We start from the raw sequence: 13,374 nt of genomic DNA, 5'->3' as shown, positions 1-13,374 counted from the left end.
TGCCGGGCACCACCGTCAGGCGACCGCGGCCGTGATCTCCTCGGCGTGCTCCTCGATGTACGCCACGTCGGCTCGGTACAGGTCGGCGTGCCCGTGTTCGAGGTCGCTGACGAACTTCGGGTTGCCCGCGGAGGCCTCGGTCTCGATCGTGGTCACGAGCGCCACGAGCGACCCGGTGATCGTCTCGGCGAGGACCGCGCGCGACCTGGCGTCGAGCTCGTACGCGCGGCAGAACTCCGCCGCGCGGTCGAGCCGTTCGTCGAGCGACGGGGCGGTCGAGCCCTCGACGACCCCGGTCGTGAACGGCGCGAACCGGTACACGGCGCTCGCGACGTCCCACACCCGCGGCCCGGGGTGGGCGGTGTCGAAGTCGATGAGTCCGACCGCGGCGATGCCGTCGTAGACGCAGTTGTACGGCGCGAAGTCCCCGTGCACGATCGTCTCGACGGGCAACCGGTCGGCCTGCGACCACACGTCACGCGAGCCGTCCCGCGGGAACGTGGCGGCGGCGTCGTGGTAGTGCCGGAGCAGTCGGGCGGTGGTGACGAGCGCGGCCTCGCTCGCGACGTCGGCGGTCCACGGGTACTCCCCCGCGGTGCCCGGCACGAACGACACGGTCTCGAGGGTGTCCCCGTGCTCGATCGGTTCCGGAGCCGCGACGAACCCCCGTTCGTGCAGGTGCGCGAGGAGCCGGTGCACGGTCGGTGTCCACGGCCCTGCGGGGCGGTGCACACGATCGTCGGCCCTGGTGATCCGCTCCATCGGAACCTCCTGTCGTCACGTCTCCGTTGACGTGGTGGCCCAGCGTATCGGTGGCCTCCTGCCGATGTCGCGACTTCCACGGGTTGCGCTCAGCAACAGCGCGTTCTGCATCCGCATGCACCGTTGCATGCAAGGCGTAGGATCGGTGTCCGTGAGCACTCCCATCACCAGTCAGGCCGCGTCCGACCGGGCGTACGAGCACGTCAAGCGAGCGATCATCCGCGGCGACCTGCCGGGCGGCACCGCGATCAGCGAGAACGCCCTGAGCCAGGAGATCGGCGTTTCCCGGACACCCGTGCACGAGGCGTTCCTCCGTCTGGCCGCCGAGGACCTGCTCACCCTCGAGTCCCGGAAGGGCGCCGTCGTCCGGCCGATGTCCCCGAACGAGGCGACCGACGTGCTCGAGATGCGGGAGGCCATCGAGTCGACCGCGGCGACCCGCGTCGTGACCGACGGCCGCGTGGCAGACGTCACCCCGAGCCTCCAGGCCATGCTCGTGGAGCAGGAACAGGCGGTCGCGACCGGTGACGTCGACCGGTTCATCGAGGTGGACGCCGAGTTCCACGGGGCGGTCATCGGGGCGTCGCGGAACGCGATCGCCGTGATGTTCGCGCGCACCCTGCGGGACCGGCAGCAGCGACTCCGACACCACCTCATGCGCCTGCAGCCGTCACAGCTCGAGGCGTCGCTGCAGGACCACCGCGCCCTCGCCGCCGCACTCGAGGCCGGCGACGCCGCGCGCTACGCCGAGGTGCTCAGCGCGCACGTCGCCTCGCACCGGGGCACGCTGTGAGCGCGAGCACGGGGAGCATCCCCACCACCGGGTCGCTGGCCGTCCCGACCGCACGGGTCATGCCGTGGGTCGCGGTGTGGGGAGCGGTGTTCGTCTGCTCGTGGGGCGGCAACCAGTTCTCGCCGCTGCTCCTCATGTACGAGGAGCGCGCGCACTAGTCGTCGCTGCTCGTCAACGTCTTCCTCGGCGTCTACGTGCTCGGCCTCGCGCCGGCGCTCCTCGTCGCCGGCTCCCTGTCCGACCGGCACGGACGCCGGCCGGTCATGCTCGTCGGCATCGCCTCGGCCGTCGTCGGCAGCGGACTGCTCGCGTTCGGGCCGCTCGGTGCCGGGTTCCTGATGGCCGGACGGCTGTTCTCCGGCATCACCGTCGGCATCGCGATGGCGGTCGGCAACAGCTGGGTGAAGGAGCTCTCGCAGGGCCGCTTCGACCCGTCCGCCGACGTCGGGTCCGGTGCACGCCGGGCCTCGCTCGCGTTCACCCTCGGGTCGGCGTCCGGAGCCCTCGTCGCCGGGCTCATCGCGCAGTGGGGGCCGATCCCCGAGGTGCTGCCGTTCCTCGTGCACATCGGCGTCGCGATCCCCTTCGCCGTGGTCGTCTGGCGCACCCCCGAGACGAACCGGACCGGTGGGCTGCCCGGACCGTGGTGGAAGCAGCTCGCCGTGCCGAGCGCCGGGCACCGTCGCTTCACCCGCGTGGTGCTCGTCGCGGCGCCGTGGATCTTCGGCTCGGCCGCGATCGGGTACGGGTACCTGCCGACGAAGCTCGCCGGGGCGACCGGCACGTGGGGGCTCGTCTTCGCCACCGCTGCGACGGTCGTCGCCCTCGGGGTGTCGAGCGCCGTGCAGCCGCTCGCCGCGCGCATCACGTCCCTGGTGTCGGCCCGCGGACTCCTCACCGCGGTGGCGCTCATGACCGTCGGCATCGCCGTGGTCGTCGTCGCGATCGAGCTGCAGTCCGTGGCGATCGGGCTCGTCGCGAACGTGGTGATCGGCCTCGGCATCGGGCTCGCGCTCGTGTCGTCGCTGCTCGAGGTGCAGCGGATCGCCGGGGCGCGCGACCTGGCCGGGCTGACCGGGGTGTTCTACGCCACGGCGTACGCCGGGTTCCTGGCGCCGGCCGTGATCGCGGCGGTCGCGAACGTCGTCGCGGTGCCGATCATCCTGTGGGTCGTCGTCGGGCTCGGGGTGCTGTCGTGGGTGGCGATCCTAATGTCGTCGCGGAAGCACATCCCGGCGTAGGGGGGCCTCGCACGGTGCGAGGGGTGGGGCGCGTCGCACCGTGCGAGGGGTCGGGTGGTGCGCGGTGTGGTGCGAGGTTGCGTACTCGGTGCGAGAGGCACGACGGCGCACCGGGTACGGAACCTCGCACCGGGCGAACGCCCTCGCACCGTGCGAGGGTGCCGGGGCGTCAGCGGCCTCGCACCGTGCGAGGGTGCCGCGACGCGAACGCCCTCGCACCGTGCGAGGGTGCCGGCGCGAACGGCCTCGCACCGTGCGAGGGGTCCGGCGTCAGGGGCGCAGCGCCGAGAGCTGGTCGCGCAACCAGCTCGGGCCGCGCACCGCAGCGCCGAACGCCTCGACCCGTGCACGGAGCTCGCGATCGGCCGTCACGACGACGACCGGCCCGTCCCCGGCGTCGACCGCGGCGCGTGCGGCATCGACGATCGCGTCGTCGCCCGACCCCGGCGCCCGCACGACCTCGACCCGTCCGGACAAAGCAGCAGCAGCAGAAGCAGCAGCAGCAGACGGCGCCGCCGGCGAAGCCCCGCGCGCATCCCCCTCGAGCACCACGGTCCACCGCGGCCACCACCGGTCGAACGGCAGCTCCAGCTCGTCGGCGAGCACCCCCACCCCGGCGAGCGCCGACACCTCGGCGAGCAGCCGTGCGGCCGCGCCCTCCCGGTCCTTCCACCATCCGTCGGGCACGCTGCCGACGACGTTCGCGGCGTCCACCACGACGTGCGGCGTGACCTCGATCTGCGCACGCAGGGCCGGCCAGGACGCCCCGAACCCGGGGTGCAGCGGCAGGTCGTCGACCTCGTCGACGGGCACCCAGGCGAGTTCGAGGCTCTCGCGGTCCGCGATCACCGGTTCGAACGGCCTGGAGGCGCGCCCCACCACCGTCGTGTACGTCCAGAACCCGAGGTCGAGCACGGCAGTGTGGCGCAGGTCGATGCCGTCGTCCGGCACGCCCGCTTCTTCTTCGGACTCGCGGAGCGCGCCCGTCACGGCGTCCTCGCCCTGGTGTCGGGCTCCGCCCGGGATGCCCCAGGTGCCGCCGTGGTGGCTCCACTCGACGCGGTGCTGCAGGAGCACGCGGCCGGTGCCGTCGTCGACGAGGAGTCCGGCTGCGCCGAAGCGTCCCCACGCCTTGGTGCCGTCGGGACCGACCGCCCAGGCGTCGCCGGGGTCGCGGGGGCCCGCTGGCGGCCCGGGAGGCGTGGTGTCTGGCACACCGCAAGCTTTCCACACGGCGCTCGGGATGTGACCGGAGACGTCGCAGCGGCTCGTGTACGGTGTCGATCGAGACACGGGGTGCCGCAACCGGCGGCTGAGATCACACCCGTCGAACCTGCTCGAGCTCGTACTCGCGAAGGGATCGTCCATGCGCACTGCTGCGCCCGTACCCACTGCACCCGCCGGAGCACCGGACCCTGCACCCGGCCCGAGGCCCGACCCTGACTGGGCGGACCGCACGGCCACGCTCCTCGAGGCCGTCCGCACCCGGGGTCCCCTGGTGCACTGCATCACGAACACCGTGGTGCAGAACGTCACCGCGAACGTGCTGCTCGCCCTCGGTGCCTCGGCCGCGATGGTCGACGTCGTCACCGAGGCGGGACCGTTCGCCCGCGTCGCCGATGCCCTGCTGGTGAACACCGGCACACCGCACGCCGAACCCCGTGCCGCGTCGCTCGAAGCCGCCGAGGCCGCGGTGGACGCGGGCACGCCGTGGGTCGTCGACCCGGTGGCGGTCGGTTCGCTGCCGGTCCGGACGGCGCTCGCCCGGGACCTGCTCTCGCTCCGGCCGACGGTCCTGCGCGGCAACGCCTCCGAGGTGCTCGCCGTGCTCGGCGCGTCCGCCGGTGGTCGCGGGGTCGACAGCACCGCGGGCACCGAGGACGCCCGGGAGGCTGCGGTCGCCGCCGTGTCCGGTTCCGACCCGGCCGGGAGGCGCGTGGCCGCGGTGGCCGTGTCGGGTCCCGTCGACCTGCTGGTCGCCCCCGGCATCGGGACGGTGCGGGTCGCGAACGGCACCGAACTGCTGACCCGGATCACCGGGGGCGGCTGCGCGCTCGGCGCGGTCGTCGCCGCGTTCACGGCGGTGTCGCCGGAGGACGCGGGGGCCGCTGCCGTCGCCGCGACGGCCGTGCACACGATCGCCGCGGAGCTCGCCGCCCGCGAGGCCGGCGGCCCGGGCACGTTCCAGCCGCTGTTCCTCGACCGGCTCGCGTCGCTCACCCCCGAGGACGTCGTCCGCGAGGCCCGCATCTCCGTCGAGCACGCCCCGCAGGCGGCCGGGACGAGCGCCGGGGTGACCGCATGACCGCGCCGACCGACTCCGGCGTGTACCTCGTCACCGACGGCGCGCTCTGCGACCGGCACGGCATCGGCGTCCTGGGCGTCGTCCGTGCCGCGGTGCACGCCGGGGTCCGCATCGTGCAGGTGCGCGACAAGGAGGCCTCGGCGCGGGACCTGCTGGCGCTGACCGCCGCGGTCGCCGACGCCGTGGGCGACCGGGCACTCGTCGTGGTCGACGACCGGCTCGACGTCGCCCTCGCCGCACGGCACGCCGGGCACCGGGTCGCCGGGGTCCACCTCGGGCAGTCGGACGTGCCGGTCGGGGCCGCGCGGGCACTGCTCGGACCGGACGCGCACGTGGGGCTCACCGCGAACACGCCGGAGCACCTCGCGGCCGTCGCCCGGCTCCCCCGCGGCACGGTCGACCTGCTCGGTGTCGGGGTCGTGCACCCCACCACGACGAAGGCCGACCACCCGCCGGCGCTCGGTCACGACGGCTTCGCCCGGCTCGCGCGCGACACCACGGTGCCGTGCGTGGCGATCGGCGGGGTGGGTCTCGACGACGTCGTCCCGCTCCGCGCCGCGGGAGCCGCGGGCGTCGCCGTGGTCTCCGGCATCTGCGCCGCCGCCGACCCCGGTTCCGCGGCCGCGGCGTACGTCGCCGCGTGGACCGGTGGCCGCGCATGACCGGGGCGCAGATCCCCCGCGTCCTGAGCATCGCCGGCACCGACCCGACGGGCGGCGCCGGACTGCAAGCGGACCTCAAGGCCATCGCCGCGCAGGACGGGTACGGGATGGGCGTCGTGACGGCCCTCGTCGCGCAGAACACCCGCGGCGTGCGGTCGGTGCACGTGCCCGACGTGGCGTTCCTGCGGGAGCAGCTCGACGCGGTGTCGGACGACGTGACGATCGACGCGGTGAAGGTCGGGATGCTCGGCACCGCCGAGGTCGTCCGGACCGTCACCGCGTGGCTCCGGGAGCACCGGCCGCCCGTGGTGGTCGTCGACCCCGTGATGGTGGCGACGAGCGGGGACCGGTTGCTCGACGAGGACGCCTCGGCGGCGATGGCGGAGCTGTTCGGGCTCGCCGACCTCGTGACGCCGAACCGCGCTGAGCTGGTGGTGCTCGCCGGGCTGGCAGGACCGGCCGCAGACGCAGGCAGAGGCTCAGACACCGGCACCGGCACCGGCCCGGCGACCGCCCATGCCGACACCGTCGCCGCTGCCACCCTCGTCGCCCGCACCTGGGACGTCCTCGTGCTGGCCAAGGGCGGGCACGACGACGGGGACACCTCGGACGACGTGCTCGTGTCCCCCGCCGGGCACGTCCGGACCTTCTCGGCGCGGCGGGTCGCGACGACGAACACCCACGGCACCGGCTGCTCGTTGTCGAGTGCGATCGCGACGCGCATGGCGCGCGACGGCGACTGGGAGCTCGCGGTCGGCGGGGCGAAGGCGTGGCTGACCCGCGCGCTCGAGGGTGCCGACGCCCTCGGGGTGGGCGGCGGCAACGGACCGATCGACCACGGAGCCGTCACCCGTGACGCGCTGCCCGCGTCCTCGTGGACGGACCGGTGGTGGGACGACGTCGCCGAGGTGCTGCAGGAGACGATCGACTGCACCTTCCTGGTCGGCCTTCGCGACGGCACGCTCGACACCGCGGTGTTCGAGTCCTACCTCGCGCAGGACGTGCACTACCTCCGCGCGTACGAGCGGCACCTGTCGACCCTCGCCTCGTGGTCCACCGGTGACGCCGCCGCGTTCTGGGCAGCATCGGCGGCGGGCTGCGCGGACGAGGCGCGCGACCTGCACCACCGCCGCCTGGCCGGCGCGCACGCCGACGACCCGGTGCACCCGACGTGCGCCGGGTACCTCGCGCACCTGCAGGAGGCGGCGGACTCCGGTTCGGCGGCGGTCCTCGCGGCGGCGGTGCTGCCCTGCTTCCGGGTCTACGCCTGGGTCGGGACGCAGCTCGGGGTCACGCCGCCGGGACACCCCTTCGCCGACTGGATCGGCGCGTACGGGGACCCCGGCTTCGCGGCGGCCTCGGCGACCGCGACGACCCGGGTCGACCGGCTCGCGGCCGCGGCGACGCCCGCGGAGCGCGGCCGGATGGCGCGGGCGTTCCGCCGCTCGGCGGCGTGGGAACTGGCGTTCTTCCGGATGCCGACGGAGGCCGGCTGACGCCCGGAAGGCGAGCGATGACGGACTGGAGGCGCGGTGCGGGCCGGCACCGCGCCTCCAGGCCGGTGGGTGGGCGCGTCAGCGATCATCTCCCCCCCCCTCGCGTCAGCCATCCCCCCTCCCGTCAGCGGGACGGCGGGGACAGGCGGACCAGTTCGACGGACAGCGAGGTGCCGTCGACTGCGCCGCGCATCCACGTGTGATCCGGCTGGCGGCGGCGATCGGTCGGCGAACCGGGGTTGAGCAGCCGCAGCCCCGACGGTGTCACGGTGTCCCAGGGGATGTGCGAGTGGCCGAAGACGAGCACGTCGGTGTCCGGGTACTCCGCGGTCGTGCGACGTTCCCGGCCGGTCGCGGCCCCGGTCTCGTGCACGAGCGCGAAGCGGAGGCCCTCGACGGTGAAGCGTGCGACGAGGCGCAACCGGTCGTCGAACTCGGGGCCGTCGTTGTTGCCGCGGACCCCCTCGAAGCGGCGCGCTCGGGCCTCGATCGCGTCGAGCGTGGCGAGGTCCACCCAGTCGCCGGCGTGCACCACGAGGTCGGCGGCGTCGATGTCCTCCCACAGGGCCGCGGGAAGGTCCTTCGCCCGCTTCGGCAGGTGGGTGTCGGACAGCAGGACGAACGAGGTGGTCACGGTTCGGTGCGGCCGGGGACCGGGAGGCCCGCCTCGTCCGCGGCGCCGAGGCGTTCCAGGAGCCCGGCGAGCAGCGCGATGTCGTCGTCCGACCAGCTGGCGAGCCGCTCGTCGAGGGCGTCACGGTGCAGCTGCACGGACCGGTCCAGCGCGGCACGGCCGTCGTCGGTGGCCTCGAGCGGCTTCGCGTTGCCGGAGCCACCGTCGGTCGTCCGGATGAGCCCGGCGGCGAGCAGTCCGGACAGCTGCCGCGAGATCGTGGAGCGGTTGAGCCGCAGGTACCGGGCGATGTCGATGGCCATGCAGCCCCGGTGCTGCACGACGAAGTCGACGAGGGACTGGTCGACGACGCTCAGGATCGACTCCGAACCACGCGCCCGGATGCTCGCACGTCGGGTGATGCGGGCCAGTTCCGTGTACGCACGCCCGATGTCGCTGTTGCGGACATCGAGCCTCGGCTCGCTCATCGGGTGACTCCAGCCTGTCTGTGCCGGCACCGGCCGGCGGTGATCGGTCCGGCAACCATACCGGCGGGTAGGGTTCGGGCCGGTTCAGCGACCCGCCGCTGCGGCCTGCAGCGCGGGGATGTCGAGCTTGGTCATCTGCATCATGGCCTGGAAGACGCGGGCGTTCGCCTCGGGGTCGCCGGAGCCGGTCATCAGCTCGCCCATCATCGACGGGGTCACCTGCCACGCCACGCCCCAGCGGTCGAACAGCCACCCGCACATGCTCTCCCGGCCGCCGTCGGCGAGGAGGGCGTCCCAGATGCGGTCGAGTTCCTCCTGCGTGTCGACGTCGACCTGGAACGACACCGCGTCGGTGTGCTCGTGGCCCGGGCCGCCGTTCATCGCACGGTAGGGCTGACCCAGGAGCGTGAACTCCACGACGAGGGCCTTCCCGTCCGGCGTCTTCGCCACGCTGTCGATCCGGCTGTCGGGGAACAGCGCGACGTAGAACTCGGCGGCCGTCTCGGCCTGGTCGTCGTACCAGAGGAACGGGGTGATCGACGGCATGGGTGGGGCCTTCCGGTCGGGCTCAGTCCGCAGCGCCGCGGCTGAGCAGGTCTGCCTTGTCAGGGTGTTCATCGAACCACTTGCCGACGAACCAGCACATCGGGACGACGCGCTTCGTGGAGTTCGCCTCCACGTCGGCGACCGCGAAGTCGACGAGCTCGGCCGCGTAGCCGTGCCCGCGGTGCTTCGGGACCGTGTACGTGTGCGGGAACGCGATCGCGTCGCCGTTCTCGCGGTAGTCGAGGACGCTGACGAGTTCTCCGCCGACGTACATCGCGTAGCGGTCCTGCTCTGCCTCGTCGCGGAACTCGTGGTCCATGCGGCCATCATGCACCGCGCGGACGCCGAGCGCCGCTCGGGAATGCGTTCTGCACCATCGCGTTGCAGCCGAGCATGACGACCATCGGCATCATCGGCGCAGGCAACATCGGATCCCAGCTCGCACGGCTCGCAGTGCGGCACGGTCACCACGTGGTGATCGCGAACTCACGCGGGCCGGAGACCCTGACCGCGTTGGCGGAGGAGCTCAACGGTCTCGGCGCTGCCGACGGCTCTGCTGGCGGCTCGGCTCGTGCGGCAACGCGGGACGAGGCGGCGGCCGCCGGGGAGATCGTCGTCGTGACGACCCCGCTCGCCGCGATCGAGACGATCCCCGTCGAACCCCTCGTCGGCAAGGTCGTCATCGACACGAACAACTACTACCCCCAGCGCGACGGCCACATCGCCGCGCTCGACGACGAGACCACCACGACGGCCGAGCTGCTGCAGGACCACCTGCCCGGAGCCCGGGTCGTCAAGGCGTTCAACCACATCGGGGCAGCCGACCTCACCGGCCACGCGACCCCGGCCGGTACCCCCGGTCGTCGCGCGCTCGTCGTGGCGGGCGACGACGCCGAGGCGAAGCAGGTCGCCACGGACCTCATCGACCAGTTCGGGTTCGACGTCGTCGACGCCGGGCCCCTCGCGGAGGGCTGGCGCATCCAGCGGGACACCCCCGGCTACGGGCCGCGCCTGACGGCCGACGAGCTGCGCGCCGCCCTCGCCGAGGCCGAGCGCGTCCGCGCGTAGCCGCAGGGGCGGCCGGCGCTGCCGCGGCCCCGCCGAGATTTCGCACTCAGCGACAGTTCACGCGCGCCAGACGCCGTGAACTGTCGCTGAACGAGAAACAACGCCGCGCGGCCGCCCCCGCGCACGCGCTCACGCGCCGTCGAAGATCACCGTCATCTCGGCGATGTCGTCCTCGGACGGCGCCCAGGCCGTGCCCGCCTCGGCGTTCTGCACGATCTGCTCCGGCTTCGTCGCCCCGGCGATGACGCTCGAGAGCCCCGGCTGCGCGAGCAACCACGCGAAGGTGGCCTGCAGCATCGTGACCTCGCGCTCGTCGCAGAAGCGCTGGAACTCCTCGACGACGGCCCACGGCGCGTCCGCGAGGACCTGCGGCTTCGCCTTCGTGAGGCGGCCGTCGGCGGGCCCGCCGGACTTCGTGTACTTGCCGGTGAGCAGGCCGTTGTAGAGCGGGAAGTACGGCAGGAACCCGAGGGCGTAGGCGCGCACGGCGGGCAGGACCTCGTCCTCGACGCCGCGTGCGAGCGGGCTGTACTCGTTCTGCGCGGACACGAACGCGGTGGTGCCGGCGATCGAGGCGGTGAGCTCCGCCTCGGCGATCTGCCACCCGGCGAAGTTCGAGTGCCCGATGTAGCGGATCTTGCCCTCGCGGACGAGGTCGTCGAGCACGGAGAGGGTCTCCTCGATCGAGGTCACGTCGTCCGGCGCGTGCATCTGGTAGAGGTCGATCCAGTCGGTCCCGAGGCGCTTCAGCGACGACTCGACGGCGAGCCGCACGTACCGCCGGGAGCCACGAACGCCCCAGTCCGGCCCGTTCGCGCCCCGCATGTCCATGCCGAACTTCGTCGCCAGGACGATCTCGTCACGGCGGCCGGCGATGGACTTGCCGAGCATCTCCTCGGACAGGCCGGGTGTGCCGCCGTAGACGTCGGCGGTGTCGAAGAGGGTGACGCCGGCGTCGAGGGCAGCGTTGACGACGGCGTCCGTCCCCTCCTGCGACTCGGTCAGCGTGCCGGGTCGGCCGAAGTTGTTGCAGCCGATGCCGACGGTGGAGACGACGAGCCCCGAGGGGCCGAGCGGGCGGTGTTCGATTCCGGTCATGCTCCGACCGTACCGGCGACCCCGGAACTGGGGCTGCGCCATCGGCACCGGTTGCCGTTAGAACTGACGATGGATCAGCCTACGGAGGGAGTGCCGGAGTGGCATCGCATCGCCTACCTGACGAGGAACGACCGCGTCGCGCGGTCCCCGCCTGGGTCACGGCTCCCCCTGAGGGTGCGTCCGGCGCGCCTGCTGCGGACCGCGTGTCGGACCCCGGCCTGGAGGCGCGCCCCACCTCCGCCACGTCGGCCCCCGTCTCCGGCGCGGTCGGCTCCGAGCGCACGTTCCCGGCTCCGCAGTCCGCGCCCGCACTCCTCGCGGAGGACGTCGTCGTCCCGGACTACCCGCCGCAGGAGGACCTCCTGCCGCCGGCTCCGACCTCGCCGGCCGTCCACACGGTGCCGTTCGACCGGGCACTGGCCGCTCCGGCGCCGGTCTCGCCGATCGACGCCGCGCCCCGGGCACCGCTCACGCCCGCGGTCCCCGTCGTCGGACAGCCCCGCTTCTCCGTGCCCGGCCTCGAGCACGTCGTCGTCGAGGGCACCGAACCCGAACCCGTCGGGCCGATCGGCTACCGCACCCCCGCCCGCTTCGCGCACCAGCGCCCCGCCGCGGGCACGCTCGCATCGAGTGCGCCCGTCTCCGGTGCGCCGGTGTCCAGTGCGCCGGCCCCGACCTCGGTGCCGACCCGCTCGTTCGACGCGGTGATCGCGCCGCCGGCCCCTGCGACGACCGCCGCACCGACCTCAGCACCGACCTCGGCACCCGCTCCCGGGCACGTGACCAACCCGGCGACGACACAGAACACCGCCGGCCGGGCCACGGCGACCGTGACCGCACCGCCCACCGGGGCGAGCGGACCCGCCGGGGCCGAGCCGCGCCTCCAGGCCGGACCGGACACGACCGACACCGCTGCACCGGACGCGACCGACGGACCCGCGCGTCGGCCGGCCGTCGGCGCGACCCCCGGCGCTCTGCTCGGCGCGGTCGCCGGACTGGCCACGCTCGGACTCGCGGCGTGGTGGTTCACCGCTCCCGCGACCGTGCACGGCGTCGGCCTGGCGCTCGGCGTGATCGCGCTCCTGCTCTCGATCGTGACGCTGCGGAACGCCGCGACCACCTGGCAGCGGCCGATCGCGCTGCTCGGTGCGGTGCTCGGCGGTGTCGGCATGCTCGGGCTCCTCTGGGCGGTCGCCGCGGCGCTGCTGCCGATGGCGGGCGTGACGCTCCCCGACCTCACGGGCACGGGCACGACGCCGACGCTCGCCCCGTAGCGCGCGGCCCCGCGGCCCCGCGGCCCCGCGGACCCGCGCGCCTGCGCGTCGAGCGCTCAGACCGCGCGGACGACCCCGCGCGACAGGATCGCGTTCGTCAGGGCGTCGATCGGTTCCCGCTGCACCGTCGGGTTCGCGATGAGGACGTAGTCGACGGCGGGCAGGTCCGGCAGCGCGAGCCGCTGCGACACCTTCACGAGGTCGGCCGGGATGAGCGAGTGCGGGAACACCGCGACGCCGATCCCGGCCCGCACGGCGGCGAGCACCCCGTTGACGTCCCGCGTGTTGCAGGTGATCCGCCACGTGCGGCCGGCGGCCTCGAGCGCGTCGATCGCCATCTGCCGACTGATGCTCGGCGCCTGGTACGCGATGAGCGGCACGGGTTCGCCGGGCTCGAGCGCGATGCCGTCCTGCGCCATCCACACCATCTGGTCGGTGGCGACGCGGGTGCCCTCGGCGGACACCCCCGCGGTCTGCTTGATGAACACGAGGTCGAGCTGCCCGGCGTGCACGCGGCGGAGGAGCGGCGACGACTGGTTCACCGTGAGCTCGAGGTTCACCTGCGGGTGGAGGCGCCGGAAGTCCCGGAGGATCCGCGGCAACTGGGTGATCGCGAGGTCGTCCGCCGCCCCGAAGCGCAGCCGGCCGCGGGTCGCGGCGCCCGAGAAGTAGGCGTCGGCGGTGGCGTGCGCCGCGAGGATCGTCCGCGCGAACCCGGCCATCGCGTCCCCGTTGTCGGTGAGTGCCACACCGCGGGTGTCCCGCGCGACGAGGGTGCGCGACACCGCGGTCTCGAGCCGCCGCACGTGCTGGGACACCGTCGGCTGGCTGATCCCGAGGCGCGCCCCGGCCTGGGTGAAGCTGCCGGTCTCGGCGACCGCGAGGAAGGTCTGCAGCAGGACGGGGTCGAGCACGGTGCGCTCCGCTCGTTCGGGCCGGGCGGTGGTTCGTTCCGGCCTTGTCATTCGACTTCGCAATGGACTGATAGCCACCATAGGGGTATCGAATGACCCGCCGTCACGTAGTTT

At 73.7% G+C, this 13,374-nt stretch carries 16 protein-coding genes and 1 riboswitch; of the genes, 8 read left to right on the top strand and 8 right to left on the bottom strand.

Features of this window, described 5'->3' with window-relative positions:
- Positions 1 to 15 precede the first annotated feature (15 nt).
- A complete protein-coding gene (locus DEJ28_RS07060; RefSeq protein WP_111114990.1) occupies positions 16 to 762 on the bottom strand; it encodes a phosphotransferase enzyme family protein in 747 nt (248 codons plus the stop codon).
- Between the two features lie 151 nt (positions 763 to 913).
- On the opposite strand from DEJ28_RS07060, the gene DEJ28_RS07055 reads away from it, so the two are divergent.
- Genes DEJ28_RS07055 through DEJ28_RS07045 form a run of 3 tightly spaced genes read left to right on the top strand, consistent with a single transcriptional unit; the run spans position 914 to position 2,796 of the window.
- A complete protein-coding gene (locus DEJ28_RS07055; RefSeq protein ID WP_220034606.1) occupies positions 914 to 1,555 on the top strand; it encodes a GntR family transcriptional regulator in 642 nt (213 codons plus the stop codon).
- Positions 1,552 to 1,713 (top strand): hypothetical protein, encoded by a 162-nt coding sequence (locus DEJ28_RS07050; RefSeq protein ID WP_220034605.1) that lies wholly within the window; start codon positions 1,552 to 1,554, stop codon positions 1,711 to 1,713. Before DEJ28_RS07055 ends, DEJ28_RS07050 begins: the two co-directional genes overlap by 4 nt.
- Positions 1,714 to 1,719: 6 nt before the next feature.
- A complete protein-coding gene (locus tag DEJ28_RS07045; protein ID WP_258367999.1) occupies positions 1,720 to 2,796 on the top strand; it encodes an MFS transporter in 1,077 nt (358 codons plus the stop codon).
- Positions 2,797 to 3,066: 270 nt separating this feature from the next.
- On the opposite strand, the gene DEJ28_RS07040 is transcribed toward DEJ28_RS07045, so the two are convergent.
- Positions 3,067 to 4,011 (bottom strand): NUDIX domain-containing protein, encoded by a 945-nt coding sequence (locus DEJ28_RS07040; RefSeq protein WP_111114988.1) that lies wholly within the window; start codon positions 4,009 to 4,011, stop codon positions 3,067 to 3,069.
- 67 nt (positions 4,012 to 4,078) lie between these two features.
- A riboswitch (TPP riboswitch) is annotated at positions 4,079 to 4,174 on the top strand.
- Here DEJ28_RS07040 and thiM point away from each other — a divergent pair.
- From thiM to DEJ28_RS07025, 3 genes are all read left to right on the top strand, one after another.
- Complete coding sequence (gene thiM / locus DEJ28_RS07035) at positions 4,163 to 5,101, top strand: hydroxyethylthiazole kinase (protein ID WP_111115068.1); 939 nt, start codon at positions 4,163 to 4,165, stop codon at positions 5,099 to 5,101. It overlaps the preceding riboswitch by 12 nt.
- Positions 5,098 to 5,763: a thiamine phosphate synthase gene (thiE, locus tag DEJ28_RS07030; RefSeq protein ID WP_111114987.1), complete on the top strand. Its 666-nt coding sequence runs from the start codon at positions 5,098 to 5,100 to the stop codon at positions 5,761 to 5,763. The genes thiM and thiE overlap by 4 nt, the downstream gene beginning before the upstream one ends.
- Entirely contained in the window at positions 5,760 to 7,259 is a 1,500-nt protein-coding gene (locus DEJ28_RS07025) for a bifunctional hydroxymethylpyrimidine kinase/phosphomethylpyrimidine kinase (protein WP_111115067.1), read from the top strand. The genes thiE and DEJ28_RS07025 overlap by 4 nt, the downstream gene beginning before the upstream one ends.
- Before the next feature lie 124 nt (positions 7,260 to 7,383).
- Here the strand turns inward: DEJ28_RS07025 and DEJ28_RS07020 are convergent, their stop codons facing one another.
- The 4 genes from DEJ28_RS07020 to DEJ28_RS07005 all read right to left on the bottom strand — a co-directional run bounded on the left by DEJ28_RS07020 (position 7,384) and on the right by DEJ28_RS07005 (position 9,225).
- Positions 7,384 to 7,893: a metallophosphoesterase family protein gene (locus DEJ28_RS07020; protein ID WP_111114986.1), complete on the bottom strand. Its 510-nt coding sequence runs from the start codon at positions 7,891 to 7,893 to the stop codon at positions 7,384 to 7,386.
- Positions 7,890 to 8,360, bottom strand: a complete 471-nt coding sequence (locus DEJ28_RS07015) for a MarR family winged helix-turn-helix transcriptional regulator (protein WP_111114985.1) — start codon at positions 8,358 to 8,360, stop codon at positions 7,890 to 7,892. The genes DEJ28_RS07020 and DEJ28_RS07015 overlap by 4 nt, the downstream gene beginning before the upstream one ends.
- A gap of 84 nt (positions 8,361 to 8,444) precedes the next feature.
- A complete protein-coding gene (locus tag DEJ28_RS07010; RefSeq protein WP_111114984.1) occupies positions 8,445 to 8,906 on the bottom strand; it encodes a VOC family protein in 462 nt (153 codons plus the stop codon).
- Between the two features lie 22 nt (positions 8,907 to 8,928).
- Positions 8,929 to 9,225 carry a GNAT family N-acetyltransferase gene (locus DEJ28_RS07005; protein WP_111114983.1) on the bottom strand — a complete coding sequence of 99 codons (297 nt, stop codon included), beginning with the start codon at positions 9,223 to 9,225 and terminating at the stop codon, positions 8,929 to 8,931.
- Between the two features lie 74 nt (positions 9,226 to 9,299).
- On the opposite strand from DEJ28_RS07005, the gene DEJ28_RS07000 reads away from it, so the two are divergent.
- Positions 9,300 to 9,974: an NADPH-dependent F420 reductase gene (locus DEJ28_RS07000; protein WP_111114982.1), complete on the top strand. Its 675-nt coding sequence runs from the start codon at positions 9,300 to 9,302 to the stop codon at positions 9,972 to 9,974.
- Between the two features lie 129 nt (positions 9,975 to 10,103).
- Here the strand turns inward: DEJ28_RS07000 and DEJ28_RS06995 are convergent, their stop codons facing one another.
- Complete coding sequence (locus DEJ28_RS06995; RefSeq protein ID WP_111115066.1) at positions 10,104 to 11,072, bottom strand: aldo/keto reductase; 969 nt, start codon at positions 11,070 to 11,072, stop codon at positions 10,104 to 10,106.
- Positions 11,073 to 11,275: 203 nt separating this feature from the next.
- Here DEJ28_RS06995 and DEJ28_RS06990 point away from each other — a divergent pair, with 203 nt between their 5' ends.
- Positions 11,276 to 12,346, top strand: a complete 1,071-nt coding sequence (locus DEJ28_RS06990; protein ID WP_111114981.1) for a hypothetical protein — start codon at positions 11,276 to 11,278, stop codon at positions 12,344 to 12,346.
- Between the two features lie 56 nt (positions 12,347 to 12,402).
- Here DEJ28_RS06990 and DEJ28_RS06985 read toward each other — a convergent pair whose 3' ends face one another.
- Positions 12,403 to 13,260 (bottom strand): LysR substrate-binding domain-containing protein, encoded by an 858-nt coding sequence (locus tag DEJ28_RS06985; protein WP_111114980.1) that lies wholly within the window; start codon positions 13,258 to 13,260, stop codon positions 12,403 to 12,405.
- Positions 13,261 to 13,374: the final 114 nt, after the last annotated feature.

It is taken from the genome of Curtobacterium sp. MCPF17_002 (assembly GCF_003234115.2).
In the GTDB taxonomy this organism is placed as follows: Bacteria; Actinomycetota; Actinomycetes; order Actinomycetales; family Microbacteriaceae; genus Curtobacterium.
The sequence above is the reverse complement of the archived record's forward strand: the minus strand, read 5'-3'. Positions and strand labels throughout refer to the sequence as shown.

What these genes read in the sequence shown, in the direction of transcription:
- DEJ28_RS06995 (WP_111115066.1), bottom strand. Translation starts at nt 11,072, where the DNA reads ATGACCGGAATCGAACACCGCCCGCTCGGCCCCTCGGGGCTCGTCGTC.
- thiE (WP_111114987.1), top strand. Translation starts at nt 5,098, where the DNA reads ATGACCGCGCCGACCGACTCCGGCGTGTACCTCGTCACCGACGGCGCG.
- DEJ28_RS07010 (WP_111114984.1), bottom strand. Translation starts at nt 8,906, where the DNA reads ATGCCGTCGATCACCCCGTTCCTCTGGTACGACGACCAGGCCGAGACG.
- thiM (WP_111115068.1), top strand. Translation starts at nt 4,163, where the DNA reads ATGCGCACTGCTGCGCCCGTACCCACTGCACCCGCCGGAGCACCGGAC.
- DEJ28_RS07025 (WP_111115067.1), top strand. Translation starts at nt 5,760, where the DNA reads ATGACCGGGGCGCAGATCCCCCGCGTCCTGAGCATCGCCGGCACCGAC.
- DEJ28_RS07015 (WP_111114985.1), bottom strand. Translation starts at nt 8,360, where the DNA reads ATGAGCGAGCCGAGGCTCGATGTCCGCAACAGCGACATCGGGCGTGCG.
- DEJ28_RS07060 (WP_111114990.1), bottom strand. Translation starts at nt 762, where the DNA reads ATGGAGCGGATCACCAGGGCCGACGATCGTGTGCACCGCCCCGCAGGG.
- DEJ28_RS07000 (WP_111114982.1), top strand. Translation starts at nt 9,300, where the DNA reads ATGACGACCATCGGCATCATCGGCGCAGGCAACATCGGATCCCAGCTC.
- DEJ28_RS07005 (WP_111114983.1), bottom strand. Translation starts at nt 9,225, where the DNA reads ATGGACCACGAGTTCCGCGACGAGGCAGAGCAGGACCGCTACGCGATG.